We start from the raw sequence: 13241 nt of genomic DNA on the forward strand, positions 1-13241 counted from the left end.
TGCTGGAGATGGCCGGTGAAAGCCCTCGACGAACTGACCTTCGACAACCGCTTCGCACGCCTTGGCGACGCGTTCTCGACCCACGTACTGCCTGAACCCCTCGACGAGCCGCGCCTTGTGGTGGCGAGCGATGCCGCCATGGCGCTGCTCGACCTCGACCCGGCTGTGGCCGAAACGCCGGTGTTTGCCGAGCTGTTCGGCGGGCACAAGCTGTGGGCCGAAGCAGAGCCACGGGCGATGGTCTATTCCGGGCACCAGTTTGGCGGCTATACCCCGCAACTGGGTGATGGCCGGGGCTTGTTGCTTGGCGAGGTGTATAACGAGGCCGGCGAACATTGGGACCTGCACCTCAAGGGCGCCGGAATGACGCCCTACTCGCGCATGGGCGATGGCCGCGCGGTGCTGCGCTCTTCGATTCGTGAATTCCTCGCCTCCGAAGCCCTGCACGCGCTGGGCATCCCCAGCAGCCGCGCCTTGTGCGTGATCGGCTCCAGCACCCCGGTGTGGCGCGAGAAACAGGAGCGCGGCGCGATGGTGCTGCGCCTGGCGCCCAGCCATATCCGCTTTGGGCATTTCGAATACTTCTACTACACCAAAAAGCCCGAGCAGCAGGCGCTTTTGGCCGAGCACGTATTGAACCTGCACTACCCCGAATGCCGCGAACAGCCTGAGCCCTACCTGGCGATGTTCCGCGAAATCGTCGAGCGCAATGCCGAGATGATCGCCAAATGGCAGGCTTACGGCTTCTGCCACGGCGTGATGAACACCGACAACATGTCGATCCTGGGCATCACCTTCGACTTCGGGCCGTTTGCGTTTCTCGATGACTTTGACGCGCACTTCATCTGCAACCATTCCGACCATGAAGGGCGTTACTCCTTCAGCAATCAGGTGCCGATCGGGCAGTGGAACCTCAGCGCGCTGGCGCAGGCGTTGACGCCGTTTATCAGCGTGGATGCGTTGAAAGAAGCGCTGGGACTGTACCTGCCGCTGTATCAGGCGCATTACCTCGACCTGATGCGTCGGCGCTTGGGGCTGACAACCGCTGAAGACGAGGACCAGAAGCTGGTCGAACAATTGTTGAAGCTGATGCAGAACAGCGGCGTGGATTACACGCTGTTCTTCCGTCGCCTGGGCGATGAGTCAGCGGCCCTGGCTGTGGCGCGGTTGCGTGATGACTTTGTCGACCTGGCCGGGTTTGATGCCTGGGCCGAGCAGTACAAATCCCGCGTTTCACGGGACGGGGAATACAGCGAGGAGCAGCGCCGCGAGCGGATGCACGCGGTGAACCCGCTGTACATTCTGCGTAACTATCAGGCACAAAACGCCATCGCCGCCGCCGAGTCCGGAGATTACAGCGAAGTGCGGCGGCTGCATGAAGTGCTGTCCAAACCGTTTGAAGAACAGCCGGGGATGGAGCAATACGCACAAAGGCCGCCGGATTGGGGCAAGCATTTGGAAATCAGCTGTTCGTCGTAAGGAGACGCACCCATGAGGCTTTCTGACATACCGGCCGGGTTATTACGCAGCACCCGCCTGCACCTCGCCGCGCCCGCGCTCGAAAGAGCCGAGGCCATGCATGGCCTGATCAACGATTTCAGCCAGCCCCACACCGATTTCCTGGTCTGGGCCGACGGCAGCTCCACCCTGGAAAACGCCCGCGCCAACATGCAAACGGCGCTGGATGACTTCAACGCCGACAGGAACGAATACCGGTTCCTGATTATCGAGAACGACTCGGGCGCGTTGGTTGGCTGCATCAGCCTGATGATTCACGACCTGCGCATACCCTACCTGGAAATCGGCTACTGGATCGGCAGCCAGAGCATGGGCAAAGGCTACGCCAGCGAAGCCTGCGCCCTGGTGCGGGACATCGCCCTGGAGCACTTCAACGCCAAGCGCATCGAACTCACCACCGCCGGGCGCAACACACGCAGCATCAAAGTGGCCGAACGCTGCGGGTTCATCCGCGAGGCCGTGCTTTCCAATACCCGGATCGATAAGGCCAGGGTGGTGGATGACACCTGTGTGTATGTGTTCACAGGCGCCATACCTAGATAAAGGTTTCCACTGAAACCCCAAAACGCTCCGCCAGCCAACGAATTTGCCGTACGTTGAGCTGGCGCTTGCCGCTCAATATCTCAGAGACGACGGATTGAGCGCCAACGCCCGGCAGGTCGCTCTGGGTGAGGTTGTGTTCACGCATCATGTAGCGCAGCACGTCGACACCGCTGGCGACGGGCATGGGGCGATGCTCATGATCGTAAGCTTCGATCCAGTCACTGAGAATATCCACTAGGCTCATCAGCGGGCTGTCTTCGTTTTCGCCGATCAGGCTCAACAACTCGTCCAGACCGCACACCAGCGCGTCGTAATCCGCCTCGTTTTCCGGCTTGCGCATGACTGGCGAAACGAATTGCCAGTGTTCCGCCGCTACCCGCATAAGCGCGCTCATCTTATTTTTTCCTTCCATTTGTCTTTCTCATAATCGCGGTGATCAAGCAGGTGCTTGATGTAAACGCGCTGCGCTCGATACTCCACGCCCGCAATCAACCTCAACTTGTTGCCGCCAATATCGAATACATGAAACACCCCGACCTTATCCGTGGCAGGAAACATGGTTTTCATCGCCGCGAAGTCTTTCGGGGCGTTTCGCTTCATGACCCGATACCACTGATCCAACGCTGAGGCTGAACGTGGCCACTTTTGCTTGGCTTCCCAGATTCTTTTTTCACTGATCACTCGCATGCAACATCCTTATCGCAGCTTGCTATGAAGGTTAAACCCGAATTCTGAATATCGCAATTTGCTATACCCGCAAACAGACCAATGGCTCAAAACAGAGCAGACTCAAACAGCCTAGATCCGCGCCCCGGGATCAGCACGAGCGAAACTGTGAGCGGATGAGTCGCCTTGATAAACCCTGAGTCCGGCTCCAAATAGAGTCCATTGGCCCTATCAGAGAAGCCCACCATGTCCGAACCACTTGTAATCCCCTGCCCCCACTGCAACGGCCTCAACCGCATCCCCAACGAACGCCTGGGCGATGCGCCGAAGTGCGGGCGCTGCAAACAGCCGGTGTTGTTGAACAAGCCTTTTGAGTTGAAACAGGGCGACTACGCCAGCCAGATCAAGGGCGATTTGCCATTGCTGGTGGATGTTTGGGCGGACTGGTGCGGGCCGTGCAAATCCTTTGCGCCGGTGTTTGAGCAAGCGGCTGGGCAGTTGGAGGGTAAATGCCGGTTGGCCAAGCTGGACAGCGAGGCGAATCAGCAGTTGTCGGCGCAGTTGGGGATTCGCTCGATTCCGAGCTTGATTCTGTTCAGGAACGGCCGTGAAGTGGCGCGTCAGAGCGGGGCGTTTCCGTTGCCGCAGTTGATGGCGTGGTTACGCAGCCAAGGCGTGTAACTCGGATTTCAAGAACACTGCAAGCCAATGTGGGAGCGGGCTTGCTCGCGAAGGCGGTGCGCCAGCCAATACATGTGTAGCTGACACACCGCCTTCGCGAGCAAGCCCGCTCCCACATTTGGACCGCGTTTTAACTTGAAGACAGCGGGGCTTCGCGGTCCATCATCTGGCCGACCAGCATTACGCCGAGCTCGCTTAGTTGATGGATGGCGAGGGCTACGTCACGGTGTTCGCCGGTGAGGTCGTTGGACAGGTTGAGCAATAAGGTGCGAACGGACGAGAAGGTTTCGTAGCTGTTGAGTACGAGGGTTTCGGTGGGGAGGTTGGGGGCAACGGTATAAAGGTTAACCATGGATCGTCTCCGAATAGGCGACGTCTCACCACGGGCTACTAAACCCGATCACTGAACATTCAGCGACCGAAGAACCTTAGAGACGCCCACCCAGACGCACAAGCCGGGCGATTCTGGCTTATCTGTAGGTAACGAGACAAGGCACAACCCTGTTTGCCAGAGCCTTCCTACAGCCTTTGTGGGACAAATCCAAATCCCCCTGAAGACATGCAAAACAAATGTGGGAGCTGGCTTGCCTGCGATAGCATCACCTCGGTCTAACTGGTAGACCGAGGTGATGCTATCGCAGGCAAGCCAGCTCCCACAGGATCATGCAGTGCTCGCAAGGGTTCAGGCGTTTTCCAGCAAGTTATGCAACGCCACAAACTGCTGCGTCAGCTTGTGCCGTGGGTCGAGGTGAATCAGCGGTTTGCTCTCCTGGTGCGACTCGCGCATGCGCACCGAGCTGGCCAGGTACACCGGCAGCACCGGCAAACCCTCGGCAATCAACTCATCGAGCATCTGCTGCGGCAGGCTCGCCCGAGCCTGGAACTGGTTGACCACAATACCTTCCACCTCAAGGCCTTCGTTATGGTCTTCCTTCAATTCTTCGATTTCCGCCAGCAAGCCATACAGCGCCTGGCGCGAGAAGCTGTCACAGTCGAACGGGATCAACACCCGATCCGCCGCAATCAGCGCCGAAACCGCGTAGAAATTCAGTGCCGGCGGCGTATCCAGGTAAATCCGGTCGTAATCCTCGCTCAGCTCATCCAGCAGCTTTCGCAGCTTGTTGATCTTGTGCTTGGCCTCAAGCTTGGGCTGCAGGTCGGCCAGTTCCGGGGTCGCGGTGATGACGTGCAGGTTGTCGAAAGGCGTTTCGTAGATATCCACCTTGTTCTTCTTGGAAAACGGCCCGGAAGACAGGGTTTGCTTGAAAAAATCCGCGATCCCCATAGGGATATCGTCGCCGGTCAGCCCAGTGAGGTACTGGGTTGAGTTGGCCTGTGCATCGAGGTCCACCAACAGGGTTCGATAACCTTCACTGGCGCTGACCGCCGCCAGGTTGCAGGCAATGCTGGACTTGCCAACGCCGCCTTTCTGATTGAACACCACACGCCGCATGGAAAAACCTCCGTGTATCAATGAATGCCCGAGTGTAGAGGGCAAAAGCGCCTGTTAGCTACCTCGTTCATCCATGCACTGCTGCATCGCAAGCCTTTTGCGCGCTGACTGTCATCCACTCCCTACGCAAGAACAGGACAAGGCCGACAATCCAATCAGCCCCTTGCTAAAGGACAATCTGTAAATCTTTCCAACCAAATTGTAATCGGCCGTGAACAATTCTTTACCAAAGTTTGCTAGAACCCCGCAGCACCGGGATAATGCGCGCCACTCGGCGATTGCTCCCTGTCCCGGTATTCGGGGCCAATGGCCGCACATGGAAGCCCGCAGGGGCGGGATAACTTCTCAGTGATCACTTTCAACATCGCCCAATGGCGCGCCTGGGCTCCCGGCCTGCAGAGCGCGGACGACTGGCACGCCTGGTGCCAGGCACCGGTGTTGCTGCCTGCCAGCGATGCATCTCCCGACGTGTCATTTTTGCCGGCCATGCAACGCCGCCGCCTCAGCCGCATGGCTCGCATGGCGTTCAGCGTGGGCTGGCCGCTGGCCGAGGGTCTGCAAGACCTGCCGCTGGTGTTTATTTCACGCCACGGCGAAACCCCGCGCACCCTCGACATTCTCAGTGACCTGGCCAACGACGAGCCACTGTCGCCGACCCAGTTCAGCCTGTCGGTGCACAACGCAGTGATTGGCCTGTGGTCGATCCTGCGCAATGAAACCAGCGAAATGACAGCCCTCGCCGCTGCCGGCGATGGCCTGGAACACGGCATGCTCGAAGCCGCCGCGCTGCTCAACGAGGGCGCCCCGGCCGTATTGCTGGTGATCACCGAAGAACAGCCGCCCGAAGCCTATGCCGGCTGGATTCACGACGTGCCGTTCCCTTACGCCCTCGGGTTGCTGCTGACACCCGGCGACGAGTGGCAGTTGGAACTAAACAGCGGCGCTGTCCAACTCAGTCACACACAGTGGCCCCACGCCCTGAACCTGCTGCGCACCCTGCTCACCGAGCAGGCCACTTGCCAACATGCCTGGAAGAACCGTGTATGGAACTGGCAACGCAAGCCCTGACCGACAAACCACAGCACGCCTATTACTGGCGCCTGTTCGCCACCGCCACCAGCTTCTTTCTGTTCGGCGTGGGCGGGCTGTGCCTGCGCCTGCTGGTATTCCCGCTGCTCAGTTGCCTGCCGGGCAGCGCTGAAAAGCATCGCCAGCGCGCCCGCCACACCATCAGCCGGCTGTTCTGGCTGTTTATCCGCATGATGCAACGCGCCGGGGTGCTGACCTACAGCGTCGAGGGCGCCGAAAAACTTGGCCGCCCGGGTCAGATGATCATCGCCAACCACCCGTCGCTGATCGACGTAGTGTTCCTGATCGGGCTGATGCGCCAGACCAATTGCGTGGTCAAGCAAAGCCTGTTTCAAAACCCGTTCATGCGCGGGCCGGTGCGTGACGCAGGCTATATCAGCAACGATGGCAGCGCCGAGATGCTCGACGCGGCAGCCGATGCCCTGCGCGAAGGCCAAACCCTGATCATCTTTCCCGAAGGCACCCGTACCACTCCCGACGCGGCGCCTGCCTTTCATCGCGGCGGTGCAGCCATCGCCCTGCGCGGTGCGACAATCATCACCCCGGTGGTGATCAAGGTCAGCCCCACCACCCTGACCAAGGCCGAGCCCTGGTATCGCATCCCCAAACGCCGATTTCATTTTAGTTTGCGCGTAGGCGCCGATATAGAACCACAGGCGTTCGCAGCACTCGGGCCCGCGCCCCAGGCTTCACGCAAGCTCAACGATTACCTGCATCACTATTTCATTAAGGAGCTCGCCGAAGATGAGCGACAGACACAGCCTTGAGCACGACATAAAGACGCTGATCATCGAGGCCCTGGGCCTTGAAGATATCAGCGTCGACGACATCGGCAGCGAACAAACCCTGTTCGGCGAAGGCCTGGGCCTGGATTCGGTCGACGCCCTGGAATTGGGCCTGGCGATCCAGAAAAAGTACGGCATCAAGATCGATGCCGACGCCAAGGACACCCGCAATCACTTCATCAACGTGGCCAGCCTCGCGGCGTTCGTCACGGCCCGACAGGCAGCTTGAGACCGTACCATGCAAACTCGTGACGATATTTTCAACACCCTGCGCGATGCCTTGGTGGAACTGTTCGAACTGCCGCCGGAACGCGTCACCCTCGACGCCAACCTGTACCAGGACCTGGAAATCGACAGCATCGATGCCGTGGACCTGATCGACCACATCAAGCGCCAGACCGGCAAGAAAATCGCCGCCGAAGAGTTCAAGGCCGTGCGCACGGTCAACGACGTAGTAGAGGCGGTGTACCGTCTGGTCCAGCCAGCCGCATGAGCCGCTTGATCGGCCTTGGTCTGTTGCTGGCGGGGCTGCTGTACCCCTTTGCGGTGTATTACGGCACCGAGCACTTTGCACCCTGGCAATTCGGCTTACTGCTCGGCAGCCTGTGGCTGTTGCGCGCACTTACAGGCGCGCGGCGCCCCGGCAGCCGCTGGATGGCCTTGGCCGTGATCGTGTTTTGCCTGGCCCTGGCCTGGTTCGATAGCCCGCAGCTCCTGCGCTGGTACCCGAGCCTGGTCAGTGCATTCATGCTGGCGCTGTTCGGTTTGAGCCTGCACTACGGCCCGCCGATGGTCGAGCGCCTTGCGCGCATGACCGAGCCCGACCTGCCGCCAAAGGCAATTGTGTATACCCGCCAGGTGACCGTGGTGTGGAGCGTGTTTTTTTTGTGTAATGGCCTGCTCGCCGCCGCCCTCACCCTGTGGGCGCCACTGAGCTGGTGGACGTTGTACAACGGCCTCATCGCCTACGGGCTGATGGGGCTGTTGTTTGCCGTGGAATGGCTGGTACGACAAAGGGTTCGAGGCCGCGTATGAAAGGGTTGAAACTTGAGCACCTGCTGCTTGAGCCGCTGCAACAGCGTCCGGTGACTACCGAACCTGCGATGAATCATGCCCAGCTGTGGGAACAATCCCTGAGCCTTGCGGCAGGGCTGCAAGCGCGCGGCGTCCAGCGGGCCGCGGTGCACCTGGAAGACGCCGGCCTGCTGGCGATTGCGCTGTTGGGCGCGTGGCGAGCCGGGGTCTGCGTGTTATTGCCCGCCGACCTGCAACCCCAGACCCGCCAGCGCTGGAGCGACTGTGTTGATACCTGGCTGGTCGACGCCGCAGACCTCGACGCGCTGTATCAAGCGCCCCTGGAACCCGCAGCGTTGGACCTGGACACCTGCCAATTGAGCCTGTGCACCTCCGGCTCCAGCGGCGAGCCCAAGCGCATCGACAAATCCCTGCGCCAGCTGGCCAACGAAGTGCAAGCACTGGAAACCCTGTGGGGCGCAGACCTGAAGGGCGCCTGCATCATCGGCAGCGTGGCCACGCAGCATATCTACGGCCTGCTGTTTCGCGTGCTGTGGCCGCTGTGCGCCGGTCGCACCTTTGTGCGCCAGCAACTGGCGTTCCCCGAAGATATGCAGCGCGCCAGCCGCCAACACCCACAATTTGCCTGGGTCGCCAGCCCCGCGCTGCTCAAGCGCATGGGCGACAACCTCGACTGGCCCGCGCTGAGCCAGGTTTCACGGGTATTTTCGTCGGGCGGTGCGTTGCCCGTCGAGGCCGCTGGCGAGCTGTATGACCGCCTGCAGCAATGGCCGACGGAAATCCTCGGCAGCTCCGAAACCGGCGGCATCGCCTGGCGCCAGGGTGCGCAACCCTGGCAGCCGTTTGCCGACGTGATGCTGAGCCAGGACGCCGACGGCGCCCTGCGCATTGCCTCGCCGTATTTGCCGCAAGGCCATATCGAACAGACAGCCGATGCGGCGCGCATCCACTCCGATGGCCGTTTCGAGCTGCTTGGGCGCCTGGACCGTATCGTCAAACTGGAAGAAAAACGCATCTCCCTGCCCATGCTCGAACAGGCGCTGATGAGCCACGCCTGGGTCGCCGAAACCCGGTTGGGCGTGGTGCAGGAAAACCGTGCATCCCTTGGCGCGCTGGTGGTGTTGAGTGCCGACGGCCTGCACGCTCTGCGCAACCAGGGTCGCCGCAGCGTGACGCAGGCCTTGCGCGAACACCTGAGCGAACACTGCGAAGCGTTGGCCTTGCCGCGCCGCTGGCGTTTGCTGCGCCAGCTTCCTCTGAACAGCCAAGGCAAACTGCCTCAGGCGCACGTCGAAGCATTGCTGGTGGCCCCTCGGCCAAAAGCGCCCGAAGTGCTGGAGCAAGTCGAGACCGATGGCGAATGGACCCTGCAACTGAGCATCCCGCCGGACCTGGCCTATTTCAGCGGCCACTTCCCGGCCACCCCGGTGCTGCCGGGTGTGGTGCAGGTGGAATGGGCGTTCAACCTGGGCCAGCAATTGCTCGATCTGCCAGCCACGTTCTCCGGGATGGAAGTACTCAAGTTCCAGCAACTGGTGCGCCCCGGCGACACCCTCGAACTGCACCTGCGCTTCGACGCAGAACGCAGCAAGCTGTACTTCGCCTACCGCAACGGCGTTGCAGCCTGTTCCAGTGGCCGCATAGTGCTAGAGATGCGAAATGAGTAGGCTTCTGTGGCGAGGGAGCTTGCTCCCGCTGGAGTGCGAAGCACTCCCAACCCAGGCACTGCAATCTGCCAGGGGGATCTCGGTCGACAGTATTGGGACCGCTTCGCAGCCCAGCGGGAGCAAGCTCCCTCGCCACAGGGCTTGCAGCAATCCTGGAGATCAACTCCATGCATAACCCCTGCGCCCTGATCCCGGTCTACAACCATGAAGCCGCCGTGCCCGCTGTGGTTCACAGCCTGTTGCACAGCGGCCTGCCGTGCTTGCTGGTGGACGACGGCAGCAGCCCGGCGTGCGCCGCCGTACTCGCACAACTGGCCACCCTGGAAAACGTCACCCTGCTGACCTTGCCCTCCAACCAAGGCAAAGGTGGCGCGGTCATTGCGGGCTTTCGCGAAGCTGCGCGCCTGGGCTATAGCCATGCGCTGCAAGTCGACGCCGATGGCCAGCACGACCTGCGCGAAGTCGAGACGTTTATCGACACCTCGCGCAGGCACCCCGAGGCGGTGATCTGCGGCTACCCCGAATACGACGACAGCGTGCCCAAAGGCCGCCTGTATGCGCGCTACCTGACCCACGTGTGGGTGTGGATCAACACGCTTTCGCTGCAAATCCGCGACTCGATGTGCGGCTTTCGCGTGTACCCGCTGGCGCCGACCCTGGCGTTGATGAACTCGGCCTACATCGGCACACGCATGGATTTCGACTCCGACATCCTCGTGCGCCTGGCCTGGCGTAACCAGCCGATGCGCTGGCTGGCGACCCAAGTGCACTACCCCACCGACGGCCTGTCGCATTTTCGTTTGTTCCGCGACAACGTGCGCATCTCGGCCATGCACACCCGGCTGTTCTTCGGCATGTTGGTACGCGCGCCGATGATCCTGTGGCGGCGGTGGCAAGCATGAACGACAGCACCAAGCACTGGGCCGACCGCGAGGAGCGCGGCAGCTTCTGGCTGATGAAACTCACCGCCGGCGCCGCCAAAGTGCTGGGCCGTCGCCTGCTGAGCCCGGTGCTGTACGGCATCGTCTTGTACTTTTTCCTGTTCGGCCGCACCGCGCGCCAGAGCGCTTGGGAATACCAGCAGCGCCTGGCTGACTGGAGTGGCCGCGATGAGCTGCGCCCTACCCTTAAATCCGTCTTCAGCCAGTTCATGGCCTTCGCCGACTCCTTGCTCGACAAGCTCGACGTGTGGAACGGCAAGCTGCGTATCGACCAGATTGAAATCAACGACCCGGCGCAACTGCGCGGCCAACTGCGTGGCGAACGCGGGCAGATGCTGGTGGGCGCACACCTGGGCAACCTCGAAGTGTGCCGCGCCCTCGCCGAGATCGGTGAGCAAGTCACCATGAACGTGCTGGTACACACCAAGCACGCCGAGCAATTCAACCGCCTGCTGGGCGAAGCCGGAGCCACGCATTTGCGCCTGATTCAGGTCAGCGAACTGGACCCGGCCACCATGCTGCTGCTCAGCCAGCGCCTGGACGAAGGCGAGTGGCTGGCCATCGCGGGCGACCGCGTGCCGCTGCATGGCGGGCGCAAGGTTCGCGTGGATTTTCTCGGCGTCGATGCCGCATTCCCACAAGGCCCGTGGTTGCTGGCCGGTCTGCTGAAATGCCCGGTTAATGTGTTGATGTGCCTCAAACACAACGGCCGCTACCGCCTGACCATCGAGCCGTTCGCCGACTTGATCGAATGGAAGCGCAGCACCCGCGAGCAGGTGATCGCCCACTGGGCCGGGCGCTACGCCGCGCGCTTGGGCCAGTTCTGCCTGGAAGCGCCCCAACAGTGGTTCAACTTTTACCCTTTCTGGAAGACCGATGACGACGCATCTTGAGCCGGTAACCTTTGGCGAACGCCCCTTGCGCATTGAAGACGTGCTGGCCCTGGCCAACCGTCAGGCGCCCACGCAGCTGCAAAACGACGCCGCGTACCGCCAGCGCATTGCCAAAGGCGCGCAGTTCCTCGACTCGCTGCTGGACAAGGAAGGCGTGATCTACGGCGTGACCACCGGCTATGGCGACTCGTGCGTGGTGGCGGTACCGTTGCAACACGTCGAGGCGCTGCCGCGTCACCTCTACACCTTCCACGGCTGCGGCCTGGGCAAGCTGCTCGACGCGCAGTCCACCCGCGCGGTGCTGGCGGCGCGATTGCAGTCGCTGTGCCATGGCGTGTCCGGCGTGCGTGTGGAGTTGCTGGAGCGCCTGCATGCGTTCCTGGAACACGACGTGCTGCCGCTGATTCCGGAAGAAGGCTCGGTGGGCGCCAGCGGTGATTTGACGCCGTTGTCCTACGTGGCTGCGACCCTGTCCGGCGAGCGCGAAGTGATGTTCCGTGGCGAACGTCGCCAGGCCGCCGATGTGCACCGCGAGCTGGGCTGGGACCCACTGGTGTTGCGCCCGAAAGAGGCGCTGGCACTGATGAACGGCACCGCCGTGATGACCGGCCTCGCGTGCCTGGCCTTCGCCCGCGCCGACTACCTGCTGCAACTGGCCACGCGCATCACCGCGCTGAACGTGGTGGCGCTGCAAGGCAACCCGGAACACTTCGACGAGCGCCTGTTCGCCGCCAAACCGCACCCCGGGCAGATGCAAGTCGCCGCGTGGCTGCGTAAAGACCTGGCGATTGATGCACCCACCGCGCCGCTGCATCGTTTGCAGGACCGCTATTCGCTGCGCTGCGCGCCCCACGTGCTGGGCGTGCTGGCCGACAGCCTGAACTGGCTGCGTTCGTTCATCGAGATCGAACTGAACAGCGCCAACGACAACCCGATCATCGACGCCGAAGAAGAACGCGTGCTGCACGGCGGCCACTTCTACGGCGGGCACATTGCCTTCGCCATGGACAGCCTTAAAACGTTGGTGGCCAACGTCGCCGACCTGCTCGACCGCCAGCTCGCGCTGCTGGTGGATGTACGTTACAACCACGGCCTGCCAAGCAACCTGTCGGGCGCACCAGCGGATCGCGCGATGATCAACCACGGCTTCAAAGCCGTGCAGATCGGCACCAGCGCCTGGACCGCCGAAGCGCTGAAAAACACCATGCCGGCCAGCGTGTTCTCGCGCTCAACCGAATGCCACAACCAGGACAAGGTGAGCATGGGCACCATCGCCGCCCGCGACGCGATCCGCGTGCTGGAGCTGACCGAACAGGTCGCCGCCGCCACCTTGCTCGCCGCCAACCAAGGCGTGTGGCTGCGCGCGCAGGCTGAAGATGCGCGCCCATTGCCACCGGCCTTGGCCGCCATGCATGAAGAGCTCGCCAAAGACTTCCCGCCGGTTATCGAGGACCGCGCCCTTGAAGGCGAACTGCGCCTGTGCCTGAAACGCATCGCCGAGCAACACTGGAGGCTGCATGCGTAGCCAGGGCGTGCTGCATTGCGACACTGAAATTCTCGTGCCGTTTTTCGACGTCGACACCATGAACGTCGTGTGGCACGGGCATTACGTGAAGTACCTGGAAGTGGCGCGCTGCGCGCTGCTGGACAAGCTCGGCCACAACTACACGGCGATGCTTGAATCCGGCTACGCGTGGCCGGTGATCGACCTGCAACTGCGTTACGTGCGCGGCGCCGTGTTCGGCCAGACGATCAACGTGCGCGCCAGCCTGGTGGAATGGGAGAACCGTTTGAAGGTCAACTACCTGATCACGGATCTTGCCAGCGGCGAACGCCTGACCCGCGCAAGCACTGTGCAAGTCGCCGTGGAAATCGCCAGCCGCGAGATGCAACTGGCCTCCCCGAAAATATTCACAGACGCCGTAGAGAGAGCCCTGAAATGAGATCCCCTGTGGGAGCGGGCTTGCCCG

The 13241-nt window shown here is 61.7% G+C and carries 17 protein-coding genes; 13 read left to right on the plus strand and 4 right to left on the minus strand.

Annotated features, from left to right (window positions below; translation table 11 throughout):
- Window positions 1-15 precede the first annotated feature (15 nt).
- Together selO and AB4P94_RS03885 are read left to right on the plus strand one after the other, a co-directional pair.
- Window positions 16-1479 (plus strand): protein adenylyltransferase SelO, encoded by a 1464-nt coding sequence (selO, locus tag AB4P94_RS03880; protein ID WP_395609483.1) that lies wholly within the window; start codon window positions 16-18, stop codon window positions 1477-1479.
- Window positions 1480-1491: 12 nt separating this feature from the next.
- Complete coding sequence (locus tag AB4P94_RS03885) at window positions 1492-2061, plus strand: GNAT family N-acetyltransferase (RefSeq protein WP_395609484.1); 570 nt, start codon at window positions 1492-1494, stop codon at window positions 2059-2061.
- On the opposite strand, the gene AB4P94_RS03890 is transcribed toward AB4P94_RS03885, so the two are convergent.
- Entirely contained in the window at window positions 2054-2455 is a 402-nt protein-coding gene (locus AB4P94_RS03890) for a type II toxin-antitoxin system HigA family antitoxin (RefSeq protein ID WP_395609485.1), read from the minus strand. The two genes, AB4P94_RS03885 and AB4P94_RS03890, sit on opposite strands and share 8 nt — an antisense overlap.
- Window positions 2452-2748, minus strand: coding sequence for a type II toxin-antitoxin system HigB family toxin (locus AB4P94_RS03895; RefSeq protein WP_395609486.1), 297 nt, complete (start codon window positions 2746-2748; stop codon window positions 2452-2454). The genes AB4P94_RS03890 and AB4P94_RS03895 overlap by 4 nt, the downstream gene beginning before the upstream one ends.
- 225 nt (window positions 2749-2973) lie before the next feature.
- On the opposite strand from AB4P94_RS03895, the gene trxC reads away from it, so the two are divergent.
- Window positions 2974-3408 (plus strand): thioredoxin TrxC, encoded by a 435-nt coding sequence (trxC, locus tag AB4P94_RS03900; RefSeq protein ID WP_395609487.1) that lies wholly within the window; start codon window positions 2974-2976, stop codon window positions 3406-3408.
- A 130-nt stretch (window positions 3409-3538) separates the two neighbouring features.
- Here trxC and AB4P94_RS03905 read toward each other — a convergent pair whose 3' ends face one another.
- The gene (locus AB4P94_RS03905) at window positions 3539-3760 is read right to left on the minus strand and encodes a DUF6124 family protein (protein ID WP_395609488.1); all 222 of its coding nucleotides are present in this window, start codon (window positions 3758-3760) and stop codon (window positions 3539-3541) included.
- Between the two features lie 330 nt (window positions 3761-4090).
- Window positions 4091-4861, minus strand: coding sequence for a ParA family protein (locus AB4P94_RS03910; RefSeq protein WP_395609489.1), 771 nt, complete (start codon window positions 4859-4861; stop codon window positions 4091-4093).
- Between the two features lie 348 nt (window positions 4862-5209).
- Between AB4P94_RS03910 and AB4P94_RS03915 the strand changes: the two genes are divergently transcribed.
- From AB4P94_RS03915 to AB4P94_RS03960, 10 genes are all read left to right on the plus strand, one after another.
- Window positions 5210-5929 (plus strand): beta-ketoacyl synthase chain length factor, encoded by a 720-nt coding sequence (locus AB4P94_RS03915; protein ID WP_395609490.1) that lies wholly within the window; start codon window positions 5210-5212, stop codon window positions 5927-5929.
- Window positions 5905-6717, plus strand: coding sequence for a lysophospholipid acyltransferase family protein (locus tag AB4P94_RS03920; RefSeq protein ID WP_395609491.1), 813 nt, complete (start codon window positions 5905-5907; stop codon window positions 6715-6717). Before AB4P94_RS03915 ends, AB4P94_RS03920 begins: the two co-directional genes overlap by 25 nt.
- On the plus strand, window positions 6695-6964 hold the full coding sequence (locus AB4P94_RS03925; RefSeq protein WP_395609492.1) for a phosphopantetheine-binding protein: 270 nt from the start codon (window positions 6695-6697) through the stop codon (window positions 6962-6964). Before AB4P94_RS03920 ends, AB4P94_RS03925 begins: the two co-directional genes overlap by 23 nt.
- A 9-nt stretch (window positions 6965-6973) precedes the next feature.
- On the plus strand, window positions 6974-7228 hold the full coding sequence (locus AB4P94_RS03930; protein WP_003187949.1) for an acyl carrier protein: 255 nt from the start codon (window positions 6974-6976) through the stop codon (window positions 7226-7228).
- Window positions 7225-7770, plus strand: a complete 546-nt coding sequence (locus tag AB4P94_RS03935; RefSeq protein WP_395609493.1) for a hypothetical protein — start codon at window positions 7225-7227, stop codon at window positions 7768-7770. The genes AB4P94_RS03930 and AB4P94_RS03935 overlap by 4 nt, the downstream gene beginning before the upstream one ends.
- Window positions 7767-9437, plus strand: a complete 1671-nt coding sequence (locus tag AB4P94_RS03940; RefSeq protein ID WP_395609494.1) for an AMP-binding protein — start codon at window positions 7767-7769, stop codon at window positions 9435-9437. The genes AB4P94_RS03935 and AB4P94_RS03940 overlap by 4 nt, the downstream gene beginning before the upstream one ends.
- A gap of 167 nt (window positions 9438-9604) precedes the next feature.
- Window positions 9605-10339 carry a glycosyltransferase family 2 protein gene (locus AB4P94_RS03945; protein ID WP_395609495.1) on the plus strand — a complete coding sequence of 245 codons (735 nt, stop codon included), beginning with the start codon at window positions 9605-9607 and terminating at the stop codon, window positions 10337-10339.
- On the plus strand, window positions 10336-11271 hold the full coding sequence (locus AB4P94_RS03950) for a glycosyl transferase (RefSeq protein WP_395609496.1): 936 nt from the start codon (window positions 10336-10338) through the stop codon (window positions 11269-11271). Before AB4P94_RS03945 ends, AB4P94_RS03950 begins: the two co-directional genes overlap by 4 nt.
- Window positions 11255-12796: a histidine ammonia-lyase gene (gene hutH, locus AB4P94_RS03955; protein WP_395609497.1), complete on the plus strand. Its 1542-nt coding sequence runs from the start codon at window positions 11255-11257 to the stop codon at window positions 12794-12796. Before AB4P94_RS03950 ends, hutH begins: the two co-directional genes overlap by 17 nt.
- Window positions 12789-13214, plus strand: a complete 426-nt coding sequence (locus AB4P94_RS03960) for an acyl-CoA thioesterase (protein WP_395609498.1) — start codon at window positions 12789-12791, stop codon at window positions 13212-13214. The genes hutH and AB4P94_RS03960 overlap by 8 nt, the downstream gene beginning before the upstream one ends.
- The last annotated feature ends 27 nt before the right edge of the window (window positions 13215-13241 follow it).

It is taken from the genome of Pseudomonas sp. B22129, assembly GCF_044218875.1.
Classification (GTDB): domain Bacteria; phylum Pseudomonadota; class Gammaproteobacteria; order Pseudomonadales; family Pseudomonadaceae; genus Aquipseudomonas.

Excerpts from the sequence above, each read along its gene's own strand:
- AB4P94_RS03885 (WP_395609484.1), top strand. The coding sequence starts at position 1,492 with ATGAGGCTTTCTGACATACCGGCCGGGTTATTACGCAGCACCCGCCTG.
- AB4P94_RS03890 (WP_395609485.1), bottom strand. The coding sequence starts at position 2,455 with ATGAGCGCGCTTATGCGGGTAGCGGCGGAACACTGGCAATTCGTTTCG.
- AB4P94_RS03895 (WP_395609486.1), bottom strand. The coding sequence starts at position 2,748 with ATGCGAGTGATCAGTGAAAAAAGAATCTGGGAAGCCAAGCAAAAGTGG.
- trxC (WP_395609487.1), top strand. The coding sequence starts at position 2,974 with ATGTCCGAACCACTTGTAATCCCCTGCCCCCACTGCAACGGCCTCAAC.
- AB4P94_RS03905 (WP_395609488.1), bottom strand. The coding sequence starts at position 3,760 with ATGGTTAACCTTTATACCGTTGCCCCCAACCTCCCCACCGAAACCCTC.
- AB4P94_RS03910 (WP_395609489.1), bottom strand. The coding sequence starts at position 4,861 with ATGCGGCGTGTGGTGTTCAATCAGAAAGGCGGCGTTGGCAAGTCCAGC.
- AB4P94_RS03920 (WP_395609491.1), top strand. The coding sequence starts at position 5,905 with ATGGAACTGGCAACGCAAGCCCTGACCGACAAACCACAGCACGCCTAT.
- AB4P94_RS03925 (WP_395609492.1), top strand. The coding sequence starts at position 6,695 with ATGAGCGACAGACACAGCCTTGAGCACGACATAAAGACGCTGATCATC.
- AB4P94_RS03930 (WP_003187949.1), top strand. The coding sequence starts at position 6,974 with ATGCAAACTCGTGACGATATTTTCAACACCCTGCGCGATGCCTTGGTG.
- AB4P94_RS03935 (WP_395609493.1), top strand. The coding sequence starts at position 7,225 with ATGAGCCGCTTGATCGGCCTTGGTCTGTTGCTGGCGGGGCTGCTGTAC.
- AB4P94_RS03940 (WP_395609494.1), top strand. The coding sequence starts at position 7,767 with ATGAAAGGGTTGAAACTTGAGCACCTGCTGCTTGAGCCGCTGCAACAG.
- AB4P94_RS03945 (WP_395609495.1), top strand. The coding sequence starts at position 9,605 with ATGCATAACCCCTGCGCCCTGATCCCGGTCTACAACCATGAAGCCGCC.
- AB4P94_RS03950 (WP_395609496.1), top strand. The coding sequence starts at position 10,336 with ATGAACGACAGCACCAAGCACTGGGCCGACCGCGAGGAGCGCGGCAGC.
- hutH (WP_395609497.1), top strand. The coding sequence starts at position 11,255 with ATGACGACGCATCTTGAGCCGGTAACCTTTGGCGAACGCCCCTTGCGC.
- AB4P94_RS03960 (WP_395609498.1), top strand. The coding sequence starts at position 12,789 with ATGCGTAGCCAGGGCGTGCTGCATTGCGACACTGAAATTCTCGTGCCG.